General features: G+C 66.9%; 12 protein-coding genes and 4 tRNA genes. 3 read left to right on the top strand and 13 right to left on the bottom strand.

The window, feature by feature from the left end:
* Positions 1-13: 13 nt before the first annotated feature.
* The 5 genes from ORK51_RS03220 to ORK51_RS03240 form a co-directional block, all read right to left on the bottom strand.
* Positions 14-89 (bottom strand) — tRNA-Thr (locus ORK51_RS03220).
* A gap of 47 nt (positions 90-136) precedes the next feature.
* Positions 137-210 (bottom strand) — tRNA-Gly (locus tag ORK51_RS03225).
* Between the two features lie 28 nt (positions 211-238).
* Positions 239-324: transfer RNA gene (locus ORK51_RS03230), tRNA-Tyr, on the bottom strand.
* 138 nt (positions 325-462) lie between these two features.
* Positions 463-1473 (bottom strand): isoaspartyl peptidase/L-asparaginase family protein, encoded by a 1011-nt coding sequence (locus ORK51_RS03235; protein ID WP_070426687.1) that lies wholly within the window; start codon positions 1471-1473, stop codon positions 463-465.
* 110 nt (positions 1474-1583) lie between these two features.
* Positions 1584-2600, bottom strand: a complete 1017-nt coding sequence (locus ORK51_RS03240) for a cyanophycinase (RefSeq protein WP_070426686.1) — start codon at positions 2598-2600, stop codon at positions 1584-1586.
* A gap of 168 nt (positions 2601-2768) precedes the next feature.
* Between ORK51_RS03240 and ORK51_RS03245 the strand changes: the two genes are divergently transcribed.
* On the top strand, positions 2769-5516 hold the full coding sequence (locus ORK51_RS03245) for a TonB-dependent receptor plug domain-containing protein (protein WP_266084003.1): 2748 nt from the start codon (positions 2769-2771) through the stop codon (positions 5514-5516).
* Positions 5517-6005: 489 nt separating this feature from the next.
* Here the strand turns inward: ORK51_RS03245 and ychF are convergent, their stop codons facing one another.
* The 8 genes from ychF to ORK51_RS03285 all read right to left on the bottom strand — a co-directional run bounded on the left by ychF (position 6006) and on the right by ORK51_RS03285 (position 12923).
* On the bottom strand, positions 6006-7097 hold the full coding sequence (gene ychF, locus ORK51_RS03250; RefSeq protein ID WP_019186109.1) for a redox-regulated ATPase YchF: 1092 nt from the start codon (positions 7095-7097) through the stop codon (positions 6006-6008).
* A gap of 53 nt (positions 7098-7150) precedes the next feature.
* Positions 7151-7729 carry an aminoacyl-tRNA hydrolase gene (gene pth / locus ORK51_RS03255; RefSeq protein WP_019186108.1) on the bottom strand — a complete coding sequence of 193 codons (579 nt, stop codon included), beginning with the start codon at positions 7727-7729 and terminating at the stop codon, positions 7151-7153.
* A gap of 80 nt (positions 7730-7809) precedes the next feature.
* Entirely contained in the window at positions 7810-8424 is a 615-nt protein-coding gene (locus tag ORK51_RS03260) for a 50S ribosomal protein L25/general stress protein Ctc (RefSeq protein WP_070426684.1), read from the bottom strand.
* 106 nt (positions 8425-8530) lie between these two features.
* On the bottom strand, positions 8531-9490 hold the full coding sequence (locus tag ORK51_RS03265) for a ribose-phosphate diphosphokinase (protein WP_026070235.1): 960 nt from the start codon (positions 9488-9490) through the stop codon (positions 8531-8533).
* A 136-nt stretch (positions 9491-9626) separates the two neighbouring features.
* Positions 9627-9703 (bottom strand) — tRNA-Gln (locus ORK51_RS03270).
* Positions 9704-9712: 9 nt separating this feature from the next.
* The gene (gene ispE, locus ORK51_RS03275; protein WP_261997709.1) at positions 9713-10582 is read right to left on the bottom strand and encodes a 4-(cytidine 5'-diphospho)-2-C-methyl-D-erythritol kinase; all 870 of its coding nucleotides are present in this window, start codon (positions 10580-10582) and stop codon (positions 9713-9715) included.
* The gene (gene lolB / locus ORK51_RS03280) at positions 10579-11238 is read right to left on the bottom strand and encodes a lipoprotein insertase outer membrane protein LolB (protein WP_266084007.1); all 660 of its coding nucleotides are present in this window, start codon (positions 11236-11238) and stop codon (positions 10579-10581) included. The genes ispE and lolB overlap by 4 nt, the downstream gene beginning before the upstream one ends.
* On the bottom strand, positions 11235-12923 hold the full coding sequence (locus ORK51_RS03285; RefSeq protein WP_175440334.1) for a tetratricopeptide repeat protein: 1689 nt from the start codon (positions 12921-12923) through the stop codon (positions 11235-11237). The genes lolB and ORK51_RS03285 overlap by 4 nt, the downstream gene beginning before the upstream one ends.
* Before the next feature lie 65 nt (positions 12924-12988).
* On the opposite strand from ORK51_RS03285, the gene hemA reads away from it, so the two are divergent.
* Together hemA and prfA are read left to right on the top strand one after the other, a co-directional pair.
* Positions 12989-14287, top strand: a complete 1299-nt coding sequence (hemA, locus tag ORK51_RS03290) for a glutamyl-tRNA reductase (protein ID WP_019186102.1) — start codon at positions 12989-12991, stop codon at positions 14285-14287.
* Positions 14265-15350 (top strand): peptide chain release factor 1, encoded by a 1086-nt coding sequence (gene prfA, locus ORK51_RS03295; protein ID WP_019186101.1) that lies wholly within the window; start codon positions 14265-14267, stop codon positions 15348-15350. Before hemA ends, prfA begins: the two co-directional genes overlap by 23 nt.
* Positions 15351-15369: the final 19 nt, after the last annotated feature.

A 15369-nucleotide genomic window follows, 5' to 3' on the forward strand; every position in this document is an offset into this window, starting at 1 on the left:
GGTAGCACTTAGATGGTGCTCACGAAAGGAATCGAACCTTCGACCTCCTCCTTACCAAGGAGGTGCTCTACCGACTGAGCTACGTGAGCGAGTTTTGTATTATGGCACGAATTTGAATATATTCAAATTCATTCAATGGAGCGGGAGACGGGGATCGAACCCGCACCATCAGCTTGGAAGGCTGAGGTTCTACCATTGAACTACTCCCGCATCGGAAGCTCTTGCCACAACATGAAACTGGTGGAGGGAGGTGGATTCGAACCACCGAAGGCGTAAGCCAGCAGATTTACAGTCTGCCCCCGTTGGCCGCTTGGGTATCCCTCCTTACCACCCTGTCCCGTGGCGCCGAAGCGTTTTCGGTGTGGGGTGGAAGAGCCGTGAATTTTGGGGATAAACGGGGGTTCTGTCAACAACCTTTTTGAATTTTTTCACACGAATTTCGAATTGCCTTGCCGGGACAGGCTATTGGCCCGGTAACGGCAGGGTTTCGCTGGCGAAGATCGCCACATGCGGCACGCCATCGGCGCCGATCCAGCCGCGATACATGCCCTGCGTGTTGAACGGTGTCGCCACGCGGCCGTCGGCCGCGAGCACGATCGCACCGCCATCGCCCCCGAGCGCGGGAATGCGCTCGTTGATCACCGCGCGTCCCGCCTCCTCCGGGCCCTGCTTGAGGTAGCGCATGCGCGCGCAGATATCGTGCGCGGCCGCAGTGCGGATGTAGTACTCGCCCCAGCCCGTGCCCGATACCGCACAACCGGCATCGGCATAGGTGCCGGCACCGATGATCGGCGAATCGCCGACACGCCCGTAGCGCTTGTTCGTCATGCCACCGGTGGAGGTTCCTGCAGCGAGCCTGCCGTCCTTGTCGAGTGCGACCGCACCCACCGTGCCGAAGTGGCGCGCCGTTTCCAGATCCGCATGGGCCTGGCCGCTGGCTTCTTCCTTGAGGGCCTTCTGCAGCTGCTGCCAGCGCTTGTCGGTGCGGAAGTACGACGGGTCCACCAGGGTAATGCCCTGGCCCGTGGCGAAGGCTTCGGCGCCCTGCCCGACCATCATCACGTGCGGGGAATGCTGCATCACGGCCTCGGCCAGCAGGATCGGGTTGCGCACGCGCTGCACGCCGGCCACCGCGCCGGCCTTGAGGGTGGCGCCATCCATCAGCGAGGCATCCAGTTCGTTGCGGCCATCGTGGGTGAACACCGCGCCCCTGCCTGCATTGAAGGTGGGATCGTCCTCGAGCACGGTGATCGCCGCGGTCACGGCCTCCAGTGCCGGCTTCCCGGCGGCCAGGGCGGCATGCCCCTTCACCAGGGCGTGCTGCAGGGCCGCGCGCGCCGCCTTTTCCTCGGCCGGCGAGAGATCCCTGCGCTCCACGCCGGCGCCGCCATGGATGACCAGCACCGGTTCGGCGGCATGGACAAACGGGCTCAGCAGACACAGGGACAGCAGCAATGCGCGTGGACGGGACATGGGCAACGCACTCGGATCCGGAGGTGCCCGCATCATGGCACGCGCCACGGATCACCCGCGCGCGTGACCCGCACGCGACAGCGCCCGCACAGCCCCTGGCGTGCGTGGATCTACGGGTGCAACTGCAGGCGGCCTTCCCGGATATCGGCCGTCATCCGGAAGGCGGCATCGTCCACCCGGAAGCCATCCAGATGCAGGCGGCTGCCCTCGCCCACCCCGGTCACCGGAATGGCGCGGAACTCCAGCGGGCTGCCGCCGCGCAGGCGATCGGCGGCGCGCTGCGGCATCACCAGCCAGGCGTAGCCGCCGTCCCGACTGAACACCTGGCCGGTGCCGTCCGCCTCCACGCACAGCGCGGTGTCCTCGTCCACGCCCAGGCCGACCATGTCCTGCTGCCCGCTGCGCTGTGCCGCCCGGGCCACGAACACGATCAGGCGCCCGAGCCGGTCGCGCTTGCCGAAATGGGTATCGGTGACCACGTTGGCCAGGTACGGCATGGCCAGGAAATCACTGTCCAGGGTCACCGCGCTGCCCATGGGGTCGCGCAGGGCACGACGGGAGGTGACGCTGCCACCATCCAGCGCGCCATAGCTGTAGCCGCCCAGTATGGCGAGCCCGGCGCTGGTGCCGGCGATCGGCCGGCCAGCACGTACATGTGCGTTGAGTGCCTCGTTCACCGCCGTGCCTTTCCAGAAACGGATATAGCGCGACTGGTCGCCGCCGGCGATGAAGATCGCATCGGCGGCGGCGATCACGCCCAGCACCGCGGGGTCATCGGCTGCACGCCGGCTGTTGAACACCAGGGTCTGGACCGAGACCGCCCCGCCGACGTCCCGGTACAGGCGGTTCTGCAACTCATCGGCGCCGGAGGCGCGCAGGATCACCACCCGGCCATGGCCGGCGCGCCCCAGCCACCATTGGAAGGCGGCGGGCACCCACTCGCCGCCGCCCATCAGCATCATCGCCGGCTCGGTGCGGGCTGCCCGGGGCGCGCCCACCGCACCTATCTCGTAATAGCGATAGCCCGGCTCCTGCAGGCTGCGCACCCCCTGCGCGTGGCCGGGCATCGAGAGCGCTGCCAGCAGCAGCGACAGGAAGGCGTGGAGCGGCCGGAAACCCTTGTGCACGTTGACCTCCCTGAATGAAACGAGGGTGTAAGCGCTTCCACTCTTTGCCAGAGAAACTGGCAGTGGTCAACCCCGTAAAAAAGGCGTTAAATGCGCGCCGTCCATTCGCGAAATGTGAATGGGGGACAGGCCTCCCTCGAGGCCGACACTTTCTTCTCGAGAATTCTCATGCGTAAACAGGCGATGGCGTGGTCGATCCAGCTGGCGTTGATGGGTGTGGCCGCGACCGCGGGTGCCCAGACGCCCGCCCCCGGGGTGCAGCAACTGGATACGTTGCAGGTCACCGGCTCGCGCATTCCACGCGCGCAGGTAGAAGGGCCGGCGCCCGTGACCGTCATCACCGCCGAGCAGATCCAGGCCAGCGGCTTCACCAGCGTGCCCGACGTGCTGCGGTCGATGACCCAGAACGGCGGTGAGACCCAGAGCCAGCAGTCCTCCAGCGGCGCTGATTTCTCGCCCGGCGCGCAGCAGGTCGACCTGCGCGGCCTCGGCCCCAACCACACGCTGGTGCTGGTCAACGGCCGCCGCATCGCCGATTTCCCGATGCCGTTCCAGGGCCGCAGCAACTTCACCGATGTCTCCAACATCCCGATCGGGATGATCGAGCGCATCGAAGTGCTGACCGGCAGCGCCTCGGCGATCTACGGCTCGGACGCGATCGCCGGGGTGGTCAACTTCATCCTGAAGAAGCAGGTCGATGGCACCACGGTGGACATGCGCATGGGCACCACCAGCGAAGGTGGCGGTGAGTCCTTCGACATGAGCATCGCCAGCGGTTTCGATGCGGGCCGTTTCAGCGCGGTCTACAGCCTGGAACTGCAGTCGCAGACGCCGTTGTGGGCGTATGAGCGCAGCCAGCAGGATTCCACCCTCGACGCGCCCACCGAGAGCGCCCGCGCCGCGCGCCGCGCCTACCTGCGCACCGACTACAACGACGACTACCTCGATCCGGGCCAGGCCACCTGCGATGCGCTGGCCGGCCAGAACAACGGCAGCACCCGGTACGCCGAGCGTGCGCGCTACGGCTTCTACTGCGGCAGCGACCGGTCGATCGGCTACGGCACGATCCTCAGCAAGCGCCGCGGCGCCAACGGCTACGCCTCGCTGCGCTATGCCTTCGACAATGGCGCCGAATGGTTCGCCGATGTGCAGATGGGCTACCACGACCTGGCGCTGATGCGCGATGTGACCCAGTGGGGCCGCATGGCCGCCGATGGCAACGAGGACGGCTACTTCTACAACCAGGCCACCGACCAGGTGGAGTTCTGGCAGCGCCAGTTCTCCCCGGAAGAAATGGGCGGGCTCAACAACGGCATGGTGCGCAGCACGCAGAAGACCTTCAGCGTGACCACGGGCTTCAAGGGCGCGCTCGGCGCGGACTGGGAATACGAGGCCTCGTTGAGCCACTCGCAGTACCAGTCCAGCATCCGCTGGCCGCAGATCATCGCCGCCAGGGCCAATGCCCTGTTCCTGGGCGAGCAGCTGGGCGAGTACACCGATGACGATGACAACGTGTTCCCGGTGTTCAACGCCGACCCGGCGCGCCTGTACCGGCCGCTGAGCCGCAGCGAGTACGACTCGATCGCCGCGCGCACCACCTATACGCCGAAGTCGCGCACCGATACCGCCGCGCTGACCCTGACCAACGGCGAGCTGTTCGAGCTGCCGGGCGGCAAGGCCGGCTTCGCGGCGACGGCCGAGTTCGGCAACCAGTCCTACGCGCTGAATCCGGACCCGCTGGCGACGCAGTACTACTACTACAGTTGGAAAGACTCGGACGGCCACGGCAGCCGCAACCGCTGGGCGACCGCGGCCGAGCTGCGCCTGCCGCTGCACGACACGTTCAACCTCAGCGTGGCCGGCCGCTTCGACCAGTACCGCTACTCGGGCAACACGATCGGCAAGGCGACCTGGAGCGGTGGCCTGGAATGGCGCCCGATCGAGACCCTGCTGGTGCGCGGCTCCTACGGCACCGCCTTCCGCGCGCCGGACCTGCATTACGTGTATGCCGGCCCGGGCAACGACGAAACCAGTGCCAACGACTATTACACCTGCGCGGTGGACGGTGGCGATGACTGCTCGGACTACGAAGAGAACCTGATCCGCACCCGCGAGGGCAACCGCAGGCTGGATCCGGAAACCAGCACCTCGTGGAGTGCCGGCGTTGTGTGGTCGCCTGCACTGGGGCTGGACCTGTCGGTGGACTGGTTCGACATCGACATGCGCGACCAGGTGCAGGACATGGACGTGAGCACGATCCTGCGCGATGAGGCGGCCTGCCGCCTGGGCGGCGCCGATGCGGCATCGCCGACCTGCGTGGATGCGATCAGCCGGGTCACCCGCACCAGCGATGGCCGCCTCTACGGCGTGCATGTGAGCCCGATCAACATCGCGCGCGAAACCACGCGCGGCATCGATGTGGGCCTGCGCTACCGCCTGGGCACCGGGATCGGCGACTTCATCTTCAGCGGCAACCACACCTGGGTGAAGACGCACGATTTCCAGCAGTTCGCGGGCGATGTGGTCGAAGACCAGTTCGCGGTCAACAGCGGTTTCGATATCCCGCGCACCAAGACCAGCGCGAGCGTGACCTGGGAGAACGCGGCGTGGTCGGCCACGCTGTATGGCTCGCGCCTGGGCAGGCTGCCGACTTACGACAGCTACGACCAGAGCTTCGATCCGGACAGCGGCGACAGCCCGTGGATCGGCGCCACGTACCGTTACAACGTGTCGCTGCAGTACCGCTTCGATGATCATTCGCGCCTGTCGCTGTCGGTGGTCAACATCGCCAACAAGACGCCGCCGAAGGACGCGACCTATACGCCGTACCCGTACTACGACGTCTCCTGGTTCGACACGGTGGGCCGCACGATCAACCTGCAGTACACGCACAAGTTTGGTGGTACGGCGCTGTAAGCCCGGTTTCTGCGGGTCGCCCTTCGTGTTCTCCACACACCCCGTGGAAACCCATGGGGGTTTGGTGTGGACAAGTGCATGCGAGCCATGCAGCGCAACGCCTTCATGGCGTGGCGATATTTTGTCCAGCCGCGGATCGCGGTTTTCCACACACACCGTGGAAAGCGATGGGGGTTTGCTGTGGACAACCCCGGGTGAGCGATGCACTGCAACGGTTTTCAGTGGTGGTCAGAAATTGTCCACATCGCTTGCGGGCGGGTCTGACGGGGTGCCGGCCAGCGGCTGGCACTAGCGCCCAGGGGTTTTCCACACGGTACGTGGAGAGGCGTGGGAGTTTGTTGTGGACAAGTGAGCCGGAGGCATACCAGGCAAGCGTTTCAAGGCCTGGTCATTTTTTGTCCAACCTGTCCAGAGGCGCGGATCACGCGCGCCGGAAACGCAAACGCCCCGCGCGGGGCGGGGCGTTGCGGGCATCAACGTGCGAGCGACTCAGACGTTGAAGCGGAAGTGCAGGATGTCGCCTTCCTGGACGCGGTATTCCTTGCCTTCCAGGCGCAGGCGACCGGCTTCCTTGGCACCGGCTTCGCCCTTGTACTTGATGAAGTCGTCATACGCGATGGTTTCGGCGCGGATGAAGCCCTTCTCGAAGTCGGTGTGGATCACGGCAGCGGCCTGCGGGGCGGTGGCGCCCTTGCGTACGGTCCATGCGCGGACTTCCTTCACACCGGCAGTGAAGTAGGTCTGCAGGCCGAGCAGGCTGTAGGCCGCGTTGATCACGCGGTTCAGACCCGGCTCGGTCAGGCCGAGATCGGCCAGGAAGGTATCGCGGTCTTCGTCATCCAGTTGCGACAGCTCTTCTTCGATCGCCGCCGACACCGGCACCACCTGCGCACCTTCTTCGGCGGCACGGGCGCGCACGGCATCCAGGTGCGGGTTGTTCTCGAAGCCGTCTTCCAGCACGTTGGCGATGTACATCACCGGCTTGAGGGTCAGCAGGAACAGGTCACGGACCAGCGCCTTCTCTTCCTCGTCCAGGCCGGCGGTGCGGCCTGCCTTGCCATCGGCCAGTGCGGCCTGCAGCTTGGCCAGCACCGGCTTGCGGGCGGCCGCATCCTTGTCGCCGCCCTTGGCGGCGCGCTCGGCGCGGTTCAGTGCCTTCTCGACGCTGTCCAGATCGGCCAGGGCCAGTTCGGTATCGATGGTGTCGATGTCCGAAAGCGGGTCGACCTTGTTGTTGACGTGGATGACGTCGGCGTTCTCGAAGCAGCGCACCACATGGGTGATCGCATCGACTTCGCGGATGTGGGCCAGGAACTTGTTGCCCAGGCCTTCACCGCTGGCCGCGCCGGCGACGAGGCCGGCGATGTCCACGAACTCCACTGCGGTCGGGATGACCTTCTGCGGGTTGATGATCGCGGCCAGCTCGTTCAGACGGGGATCGGGCACCGGCACGATGCCGACGTTCGGTTCGATCGTGCAGAACGGGAAGTTGGCCGCCGCGATGCCCGCCTTGGTCAGCGCATTGAACAGGGTCGATTTGCCGACATTGGGCAGACCGACGATGCCGCATTTGATACCCATCTTTGACAACCTCTGGGGGTGGTAGGTACCGACCGATGGTCGGTACACCGTGGTTATTTCGGGGTGTGGAGGCGCTTCATCGCCTCACTGTAATCGCCGGATACCGCCAGCGGCAGCACGTCGATCGCATCTTCGATGGCACGACCGATCAGCACATCATCGTCTTTGCCGGCACGGCCCAGTACCCACGGGACCACGCGGTCCTTGTGGCCGGGATGGCCGATGCCGATGCGCAGGCGATGGAATCTGCCATGGCCGAGCAGGCGGATGGTGTCGCGCAGGCCATTCTGGCCGCCGTGGCCGCCATCGAACTTGAGCCGCGCCACGCCGGGCGGCAGGTCCAGCTCGTCGTGCGCCAGCAGGGTTTGTTCCGGTTCGATCTTCCAGAAGCGCTGCGCGGCGGTGACCGATTTGCCACTGAGGTTCATGAAGGTGGCGGGCTTGAGCAGCCACACCGGCTGGCCGGCGATGTCGACCTTGGCGGTCTCGCCGAACAACTTGCTGTCCACGCTCCAGCGCGCGCCGGCCTGTTCCACCAGGGCGTCAATGAAACGAAACCCGGCATTGTGCCGGGTCTGGGCGTGCTCGGGTCCGGGGTTGCCCAGGCCAACGATCAATCGCAATCCTGTCATCACTCTTCTTCGTCGGTACCCGCCCTGTGCCGGTACATACAGAAACGGCGCCTGCCCCGAAGGACAGGCGCCGCAATCACTTACTCTGCAGCCGGCGCTTCGTCGGCAGCTTCTTCCTTGCCGAGCTTGGCGGTGACGATCGCGTCGTCATGGTCCTTGCCCTGGGCCAGGGCCGGGATCTCGACGCCCTTCGGCAGCTTGATGTCCGACAGGTAGATCACGTCACCGGCCTTCAGGTCGGCCAGGTCGACGTCGATCGATTCCGGCAGGTCCTTCGGCAGGCAGGTGATGGTCACTTCCTTCAGTTCGTGGGTGACCACGACGTCGGCAGCCTTGCCGGCAGCCGAGGTGTCTTCATTGATGAAGTGCAGCGGCACGCTGGCGGTCAGTGCTTCGTTCTCGTTCACGCGCAGGAAATCCAGGTGGATGATCAGCTGCTTGAACGGGTGGCGCTGCATGTCACGCAGCAGCACCTTGGTGACCTGGCCGTCCAGGTTCAGGTCCAGGATGGACGAGTAGAACCACTCGTTCTGCTGCGCCAGCCAGATCTGGTTGTGGTCCAGGTTGATGTTGATCGGAGCGACGTCGCCGCCGTACACGACGGCCGGGATCACGCCGGCGTGACGCAGGCGGCGGCTCGCACCCTTGCCCTGCACGTCACGAGCGGTGACCTTGATTTCATGAGTCTTGGACATTGTTTTACTACCAGTTGATGCCTCGCCCTGCGGCGAAGCGGTGAGGAGACATCCGCGACCAGATGCCCCCGGGAAACCACCCACCGTTGCCGGCGGGCGGAAAAAATCAATCCACGTACAGCGAGCTGACCGACTCACCGAAGGCGATGCGGCGCATCGTCTCGGCCAGCATTTCCGCCACGCTGAGCTGGCGGATCTTGCTGCACACCCGCGCCTCTTCACGCAGCGGGATGGTGTCGGTCACCACCAGCTCATCGAGCTGGGAGTTGTTGATGTTGTCCACTGCCGGGCCCGAGAGCACGGCGTGGGTGCAGTACGCGGCAACCTTGAGGGCGCCACGCGCCTTCAGCGCCGCGGCAGCCGCACACAGGGTGCCGGCGGTATCGACGATGTCATCGACCATCACGCAGGTCTTGCCTTCGACGTCACCGATGATGTTCATCACGGTGGAGACGTTGGCGCGCGGCCGGCGCTTGTCGATGATGGCCAGATCGGCATCATCCAGGCGCTTGGCGACGGCGCGCGCACGCACCACACCACCCACGTCCGGGGACACCACGATCAGGTTCTCCGTGCCGTAGGCGCGCCAGATATCGGCGAGCAGCAGCGGCGAGGCGTACACATTGTCCACCGGCATGTCGAAGAAGCCCTGGATCTGGTCGGCATGCAGATCCACCGTCAGTACCCGGTCAGCCCCGACAGCGCTGAACATCTTTGCCGCCACCTTGGCGGTGATCGGCACGCGCGAGGAACGCATGCGGCGATCCTGGCGCGAGTAGCCGAAATACGGCACCACGGCGGTGACACTGTTGACCGAGGCGCGCTTGAGCGCATCGATCAGGACCAGCAGTTCCATCAGGTTCTCTGCGCTGGGCGCGCAGGTCGGCTGGATCACGAACACGTCCTGCTTGCGGACGTTTTCCTCGATCTCGACCTGCACTTCACCATCGGAGAAGCGCGACACCAACGCCTTGCCAGGCCGCACCCCCAGTTCCTTGCAGATGCTCTGCGCAAGGCGCTTGTTGGCGTTGCCGGAAAATACCAGCAGGTTGGGGTGTTCTTGCATCATGACGGTCTCGGGCGGGAGCGATTGGCGGAGAACTGGGCCGCTGGCACCCGGAGGTGTCTGCGGTGACAACACCGCGGCGTATGCACCGCGCCCGCGCAGACATGCGCATGGAGTCGCGGCAGATATCCGCTAGTGGCAGGGGCGGGAGGATTCGAACCTCCGAATGCCAGGATCAAAACCTGGTGCCTTGGGCCTCTTGGCGACGCCCCTGCATCAAAATCAGTAACGCTCGAGTACATCAAGCAGTGGCGAGCGCTCCATGCCCGCAGCCACCCATGCCTGCAGTTCCTTCGGCAATTGCGCCAGGCCCTGCTCTGCAGCAGCGCGCGTGGCGAATTCGACGAAACAACCGCTTCCCGACCCGGTGAGTCGTGCCCGGCCGATACTGCTCAACGCTGCAAGCGCTGCCTCTACGGCAGGTTCGCGGCGGCGCAGGACCGGCTCGAACGCATTCCCGAGCAAAGACCCGGAAGCGAAGTCCGCTATTTTCGCCACTGGGGCATCCCGCGTCAAATCCGGTGATGCGAAAAGTGCGGGAGTCGGCACGTGAACGCCCGGGTGGACCAGCACGAACCAGGCCGGCGGCAGCGCGATGGGGGTGAGCAGTTCGCCCACGCCTTCGGCCCAGGCGTTGTGCCCGCGCACGAAGACCGGCACGTCCGCGCCCAGCTGGAGACCCAGCGCGGCCAGCGCATCCACGTCCAGGCCGGCGTTCCAGAGACGGTTCAAGGCGACCAGGACGGTGGCGGCATCGGACGACCCTCCCCCGAAACCACCGCCGGCAGGCACATGCTTTTCGATGCCGATATCAGCACCTTGGGCGACGTTCGCGACACGTTGCAACAACAGCGCCGCCCGCACGGCGAGATCATCGGCTTCGGCCACCCCCGCCACCGAGGTGCCTTCGCGGCGGATCCGGCCGTCTTCGCGGACCCGCAGCCGGATCCGGTCACCCCAGTCGAGCAGGCGGAACACGGTCTGCAGCGCGTGGTAACCGTCCGGGCGGCGGCCGGTGATGTGCAGGAACAGGTTCAGCTTGGCCGGGGCTGGCCAGTTCGACCAACCCTCGCGCGCATCCAACGTACTCATGGGCTGGCCAGCACCCAGCTGTCGACCACCAGACGGACCTTGGCGTCGCCATTGACCGCTTCGATGCGCCGCGGCAGCACCGGACGACCGGCGTCGGCCGGGTACCAGTCCAGATACTGGATCTCCCACCCGAGCTGCCGCACACGGCGCGGACGACCTTCGCCGTCGCGCTCGATCAGCCCCGCCGGCGCGCCGTCGGCCACCAGGCCGCGCACCCACTCGGGCAGCTGGTTGACCGGGATATCCCAGCCGGTGGCCTCCAGCAGAACCTGCTGGGCGTCTTCGCCTTCACGCGTGCCGCCCTCCAGGCCTTCCAGGCGCCCGCCCTGGTGCTGGCTGTCGCCGGTCAGCTTCCAGCTCTGCCGGGTGACCGGGGCACTGAGTTCGACCACGTACCCCTGGGCCTGCTGCTGCCAGTCGATGCGGCCGTTGCCACCGTTCTTGCCCTTGCTGATCGCCACCCGGCCCTGGAACGACCAGGCCGGCGAGGCGCGCACGGCGGCGACGCGCTCGGCCTCGGCCTGCTGCGCAGCGGGCGAAACAGTGGTGACCACGGTCGGGGCGGAGGGCGCCTTGCGCTCGTCCAGCGATACACAGGCGGAGAGCGACAACGCCGCGACCGCGGCAAACGCGGCTTTCAGGGACAGCAGATTCATACGCCGTATTTCTCGATCACGCGCTGCAGGGCGCGGTTGTCCGGGTCGAGTTTGCGCGCCTCTTCAAAGAAATGGCGCGCCTCGTCCTTCTTGTTCAACACCCACAGCACTTCGCCCACATGCGCGGCGATCTCCGCATCCTTGGCCAGCGTCCAGGCGCGGCGCAGCTGCACCAGTGCTTCTTCGTTGCGACCCAGGCGATACAGCACCCAGCCGTAACTGTCGACGATGGCGGCGTTGTCCGGCTCGGCCACGCGCGCGCGGTCGATCAGTTCCAAGGCTTCCTGATAACGCTGCGTGCGGTCGGCCAAGGTATAGCCGAGCGCGTTGAGCGCGGCGATGTTCTCCGGATCGGTGACCAGCACCTTGCGCAGGTCGGCCTCGGCGCGCGGGATGTCGTCGCGACGCTCCCAGGCCAGGGCGCGGGCATACAGCAGCGCGTTCTCGTCCGGATACGCGGCCAGGCCACGGGCCAGCGCGTCCAGTTCACCGGCATCGTCGTTGCCGCGCTGGCGCAGCTCGGCCTCGAGCAGATAGGCATCGCGGCGGGCATCGTCATCGACGGTGGCATCGGACTGGATCGCGTGCACTTCGGCCAGCGCCTTGTCGGTGCGGCCCAGCTCGTTCTGCGCATTGGCCGCCCGCAGCCGCGACTCATCGCGCTCCGGGCCACCGGGCACGCTGTGGTACCAGTTGACCGCTTCCTCGTAGCGCTTGAGGTACTCGGCGATCTTGCCCAGCAGCAGGCGCTGGGCCGGGTCCGGCTTGGTCGCCTGCCGGGAGATGTCGGTATACAGGGCCAGCAGGCCCGGGTCGTCCTTCTGCTTGGCCAGCAGCGACGCACGCATGCCGTAGGTCTGCACGTCCTGCGGGCCGACCGCCAGCACGCGCTCAGCGGCGGCGGGCTGGCCCATCAGGTCGTAGGAGATCGCGACCGCATTGCGCAGCTCCGGGTCTTGGGTGGTCCTGGGCTCCACGCCCTTCAGCAGGGCCAGGGCCTCATCGGTCTTGCCGGCCTGGTTGAGCTGGCTGGCATGCAGCAGGGCCACGCGTGGTTCATCGGGGAAGCGCTTGACCACCTCGTCGACCATGCGCCGGGCCAGCTCGGGCTGCTCCATGCGCATCGCCAGCCGGCCGAATTCCTGCCAGACCTCCAGGCGGTCGGGGATCGCGTTGGCATCGACCAGCTCGCCCAGCACCTGGGCCGGCACCTTGGGATCGCTGCCGCCGCTGATCAGGGCGCCGATCGCGAACTTCCAGGCGGTGGGATCGGGATCCTTGAGCAGGGCCTGCAGTTCGGTGCGGGCCGCCTTCACCTTGTTCTGGCGCATGTCCAGCGCGGCGGTGCTGCTGCGCATGGCCAGTGAGCGCGGCGCACGCTGCTCCCACAGGGCCAGCGCGCGGGCGGCGCGCTTGTCATCGTTGGCCAGCATGGCGATCCGGGAGGCGCGCTCGGCCAGGCCGGCATCGCCTTCACTGGCCTCGGCCGCCTCCAGGTACCAGCGCGCGGCGTCGCCCAGTTTGCCTGCCTGCAGGGCGAATTCGCCCGCCATGACCGGGGCCAGGGGGACCGCCTCGGCCGTGCTGTCCTTGCCTTTGGCCGGGGCTGCCGGGGGGGCGGCCAGGGCGTTGGCGGTGAACAAAGACAGCAGCAGAACGCTGGAGATGCGAATCAATGCGGGCATCGGGGGCATCTGAGCCTTAAAATGACGACTTGAATGGCCAGCAGCTTAGCGCAAGCAACTGAACAATGACCCTGTGGGTGCTCGGACTGAATCACCAGACCGCGCCGGTGGAACTGCGCGAACGCGCGTCCTTTGGCGGCGACGCCCTGCCCCAGGCATTGGCGTCGCTGCGCGATACCCCGCAGGTGGCCGAGGCGGTCCTGCTCTCCACCTGCAACCGCACCGAGCTGTATGCGGTGGCCGAATCCGGTGATGCACTGGCGCAGTGGCTGGAGTCGCACGCCGGCACCTTGCATGGGTACCTCTATCAGCACGCCGACGCCGATGCGGTGCGCCACCTGTTCCGGGTGGCCACCGGGCTGGATTCCATGGTGCTGGGCGAGCCGCAGATCCTGGGCCAGGTGAAGGACGCCTGGGCGCTTGCCCGCGACCACGGCCTGCTCGGCCAGCGCCTGGACCGGCTGTTCCAGCAGACCTTCTCGGTGGCCAAGCGCGCCCGCACCGATACCCGCGTCGGTGCCAACCCGGTCTCGGTGGCCTCCACCGCGGTGCGGTTGGCGCAGAACTCGTTCGCACGGCTGGAAGATTCCACCGTGCTGCTGGTCGGCGCCGGCGAGACCATCGAACTGGCCGCACGCCATCTCAGCGAAGGGCGCGTGCGCCGGCTGCTGATCGCCAACCGTACCCTCGCCCATGCGCAGGAGCTGGCCAGCCGGCATGGCGGCGTCGCCCTGCCATTGAGCGAACTGGACCGCCACCTGGGCGAGGCCGACGTGGTGTTCTCGGCCACCGCCGCGCGCGAGCCGGTGATCACCCGTGCGCACGTCGCTGCCGCGTTGAAGACGCGCAAGCACAAGCCGATGCTGCTGTTCGATCTGGCCGTGCCCCGCGATATCGAGGCCGGCGTGGGTGAACTGGCCGATGCCTTCCTGTACACCGTGGACGATCTGGAGCGGGCGGTCGAAGACAACCGCCGCAGCCGCCGGGAAGCCGCGGCCGAGGCCGAAGCGATCATCGAGCTGCAGGTCGCCCGGTTCGTGGAAACCCTGCAGGCCAGTGTGCACCAGGCCCCGCTGCGGCAGCTGCGCGCCTACGGCGAAGCGACCCGCGTGGAGATGCTGGAGAAAGCCCGCCAGCAGCTGGCCCATGGCAAATCACCCGAGGAAGTGCTCGAACTGCTCGCGCACGGCCTGACCAACCGCCTGCTGCACCCGCCCACCGCCGCCCTGCGCGCGGCTGCGCTCAGCGGCGATACTGAACTCACCCGCGCCGCCGAGCGCCTGTTCCCGGCCAAGCCGGGTTACCAGCACCCTGCCGTGCGTACCGATGTAGCGAGGAATGATGACGCCGACCCTGCGCCGTAAGCTGGAAGCGCTGGCCGAGCGCCGCGAAGAACTGGAACGCCTGTTGTCCGACCCGGCCGTGGTCGGCGACAACGACCGCTTCCGCACGCTCTCGCGCGAGTTTTCGCAGCTGGAGCCGGTCGCCAACGCGCTGGCCGACGAAGCCCGTGCCAAGGCCGATCTCGCCGCCGCCGAAGCGATGCGCGAAGACCCGGACCTGCGCGAGCTGGCCGACGAGGAAATCACGGCCGCCCAGCAGCGCCTGCAGCAGCTGGACGAGGAACTGGCCCTGCTGCTGGTCCCGCGCGATCCGCGCGACGACGGCAACCTGTTCCTGGAAGTGCGCGCCGGTACCGGCGGTGACGAGGCGGCGATCTTCGCCGGCGATCTGTTCCGCATGTACGCCCGCTACGCCGAGCGCCAGGGCTGGAAGGTCGAGATCGAATCGGACAACCCCGGCGAACATGGCGGCTACAAGGAAGTCGTGGCGCGCGTGGTCGGCCGGGGGGCATTCTCGCGGCTGAAGTTCGAATCGGGCACGCACCGCGTGCAGCGCGTGCCGGCGACCGAGTCGCAGGGGCGCATCCATACCTCCGCGGCGACCGTGGCGATCATCCCCGAGGCAGACGACGTGGAGGACGTGGTGATCAACCCGGCCGACCTGCGCGTGGACACCTACCGCTCCTCCGGCGCCGGCGGCCAGCACGTCAACAAGACCGAATCGGCGATCCGCATCACCCACCTGCCGACCGGCGTGGTGGTGGAGTGCCAGACCGAGCGCAGCCAGCACGCCAACCGCGACAAGGCGATGAAGCGCCTGAAAGCGCAGCTGCTGGACACCGAACGCAGCAAGCAGGCCGCCGCCCAGGCCGAAAGCCGCCGGCTGCAGGTCGGCAGTGGCGACCGCAGCCAGCGCATCCGGACCTACAGCTTCCCGCAGGGCCGGATCACCGACCACCGCGTGGAAGGGCTGACCCTGTACGACCTGCCCAACATCCTGACCGGCGATCTGGATGCACTGGTCAGCCGCCTGACCCACGAACACCAGGCCGACGAGCTGGCCCGGCTCGCGGAAGGCAGCTGAGCATGCCCGCCGCGGAGCG

Source organism: Stenotrophomonas sp. RIT-551 (genome assembly GCF_026241915.1).
GTDB lineage: Bacteria > Pseudomonadota > Gammaproteobacteria > Xanthomonadales > Xanthomonadaceae > Stenotrophomonas > Stenotrophomonas bentonitica_A.

What these genes read in the sequence shown, in the direction of transcription:
- ORK51_RS03260 (WP_070426684.1), bottom strand. Translation starts at nt 8,424, where the DNA reads ATGTCCAAGACTCATGAAATCAAGGTCACCGCTCGTGACGTGCAGGGC.
- pth (WP_019186108.1), bottom strand. Translation starts at nt 7,729, where the DNA reads ATGACAGGATTGCGATTGATCGTTGGCCTGGGCAACCCCGGACCCGAG.
- hemA (WP_019186102.1), top strand. Translation starts at nt 12,989, where the DNA reads ATGACCCTGTGGGTGCTCGGACTGAATCACCAGACCGCGCCGGTGGAA.
- ORK51_RS03245 (WP_266084003.1), top strand. Translation starts at nt 2,769, where the DNA reads ATGCGTAAACAGGCGATGGCGTGGTCGATCCAGCTGGCGTTGATGGGT.
- ORK51_RS03235 (WP_070426687.1), bottom strand. Translation starts at nt 1,473, where the DNA reads ATGTCCCGTCCACGCGCATTGCTGCTGTCCCTGTGTCTGCTGAGCCCG.
- prfA (WP_019186101.1), top strand. Translation starts at nt 14,265, where the DNA reads ATGACGCCGACCCTGCGCCGTAAGCTGGAAGCGCTGGCCGAGCGCCGC.
- ORK51_RS03265 (WP_026070235.1), bottom strand. Translation starts at nt 9,490, where the DNA reads ATGCAAGAACACCCCAACCTGCTGGTATTTTCCGGCAACGCCAACAAG.
- ispE (WP_261997709.1), bottom strand. Translation starts at nt 10,582, where the DNA reads ATGAGTACGTTGGATGCGCGCGAGGGTTGGTCGAACTGGCCAGCCCCG.
- ORK51_RS03285 (WP_175440334.1), bottom strand. Translation starts at nt 12,923, where the DNA reads ATGCCCGCATTGATTCGCATCTCCAGCGTTCTGCTGCTGTCTTTGTTC.
- ychF (WP_019186109.1), bottom strand. Translation starts at nt 7,097, where the DNA reads ATGGGTATCAAATGCGGCATCGTCGGTCTGCCCAATGTCGGCAAATCG.
- lolB (WP_266084007.1), bottom strand. Translation starts at nt 11,238, where the DNA reads ATGAATCTGCTGTCCCTGAAAGCCGCGTTTGCCGCGGTCGCGGCGTTG.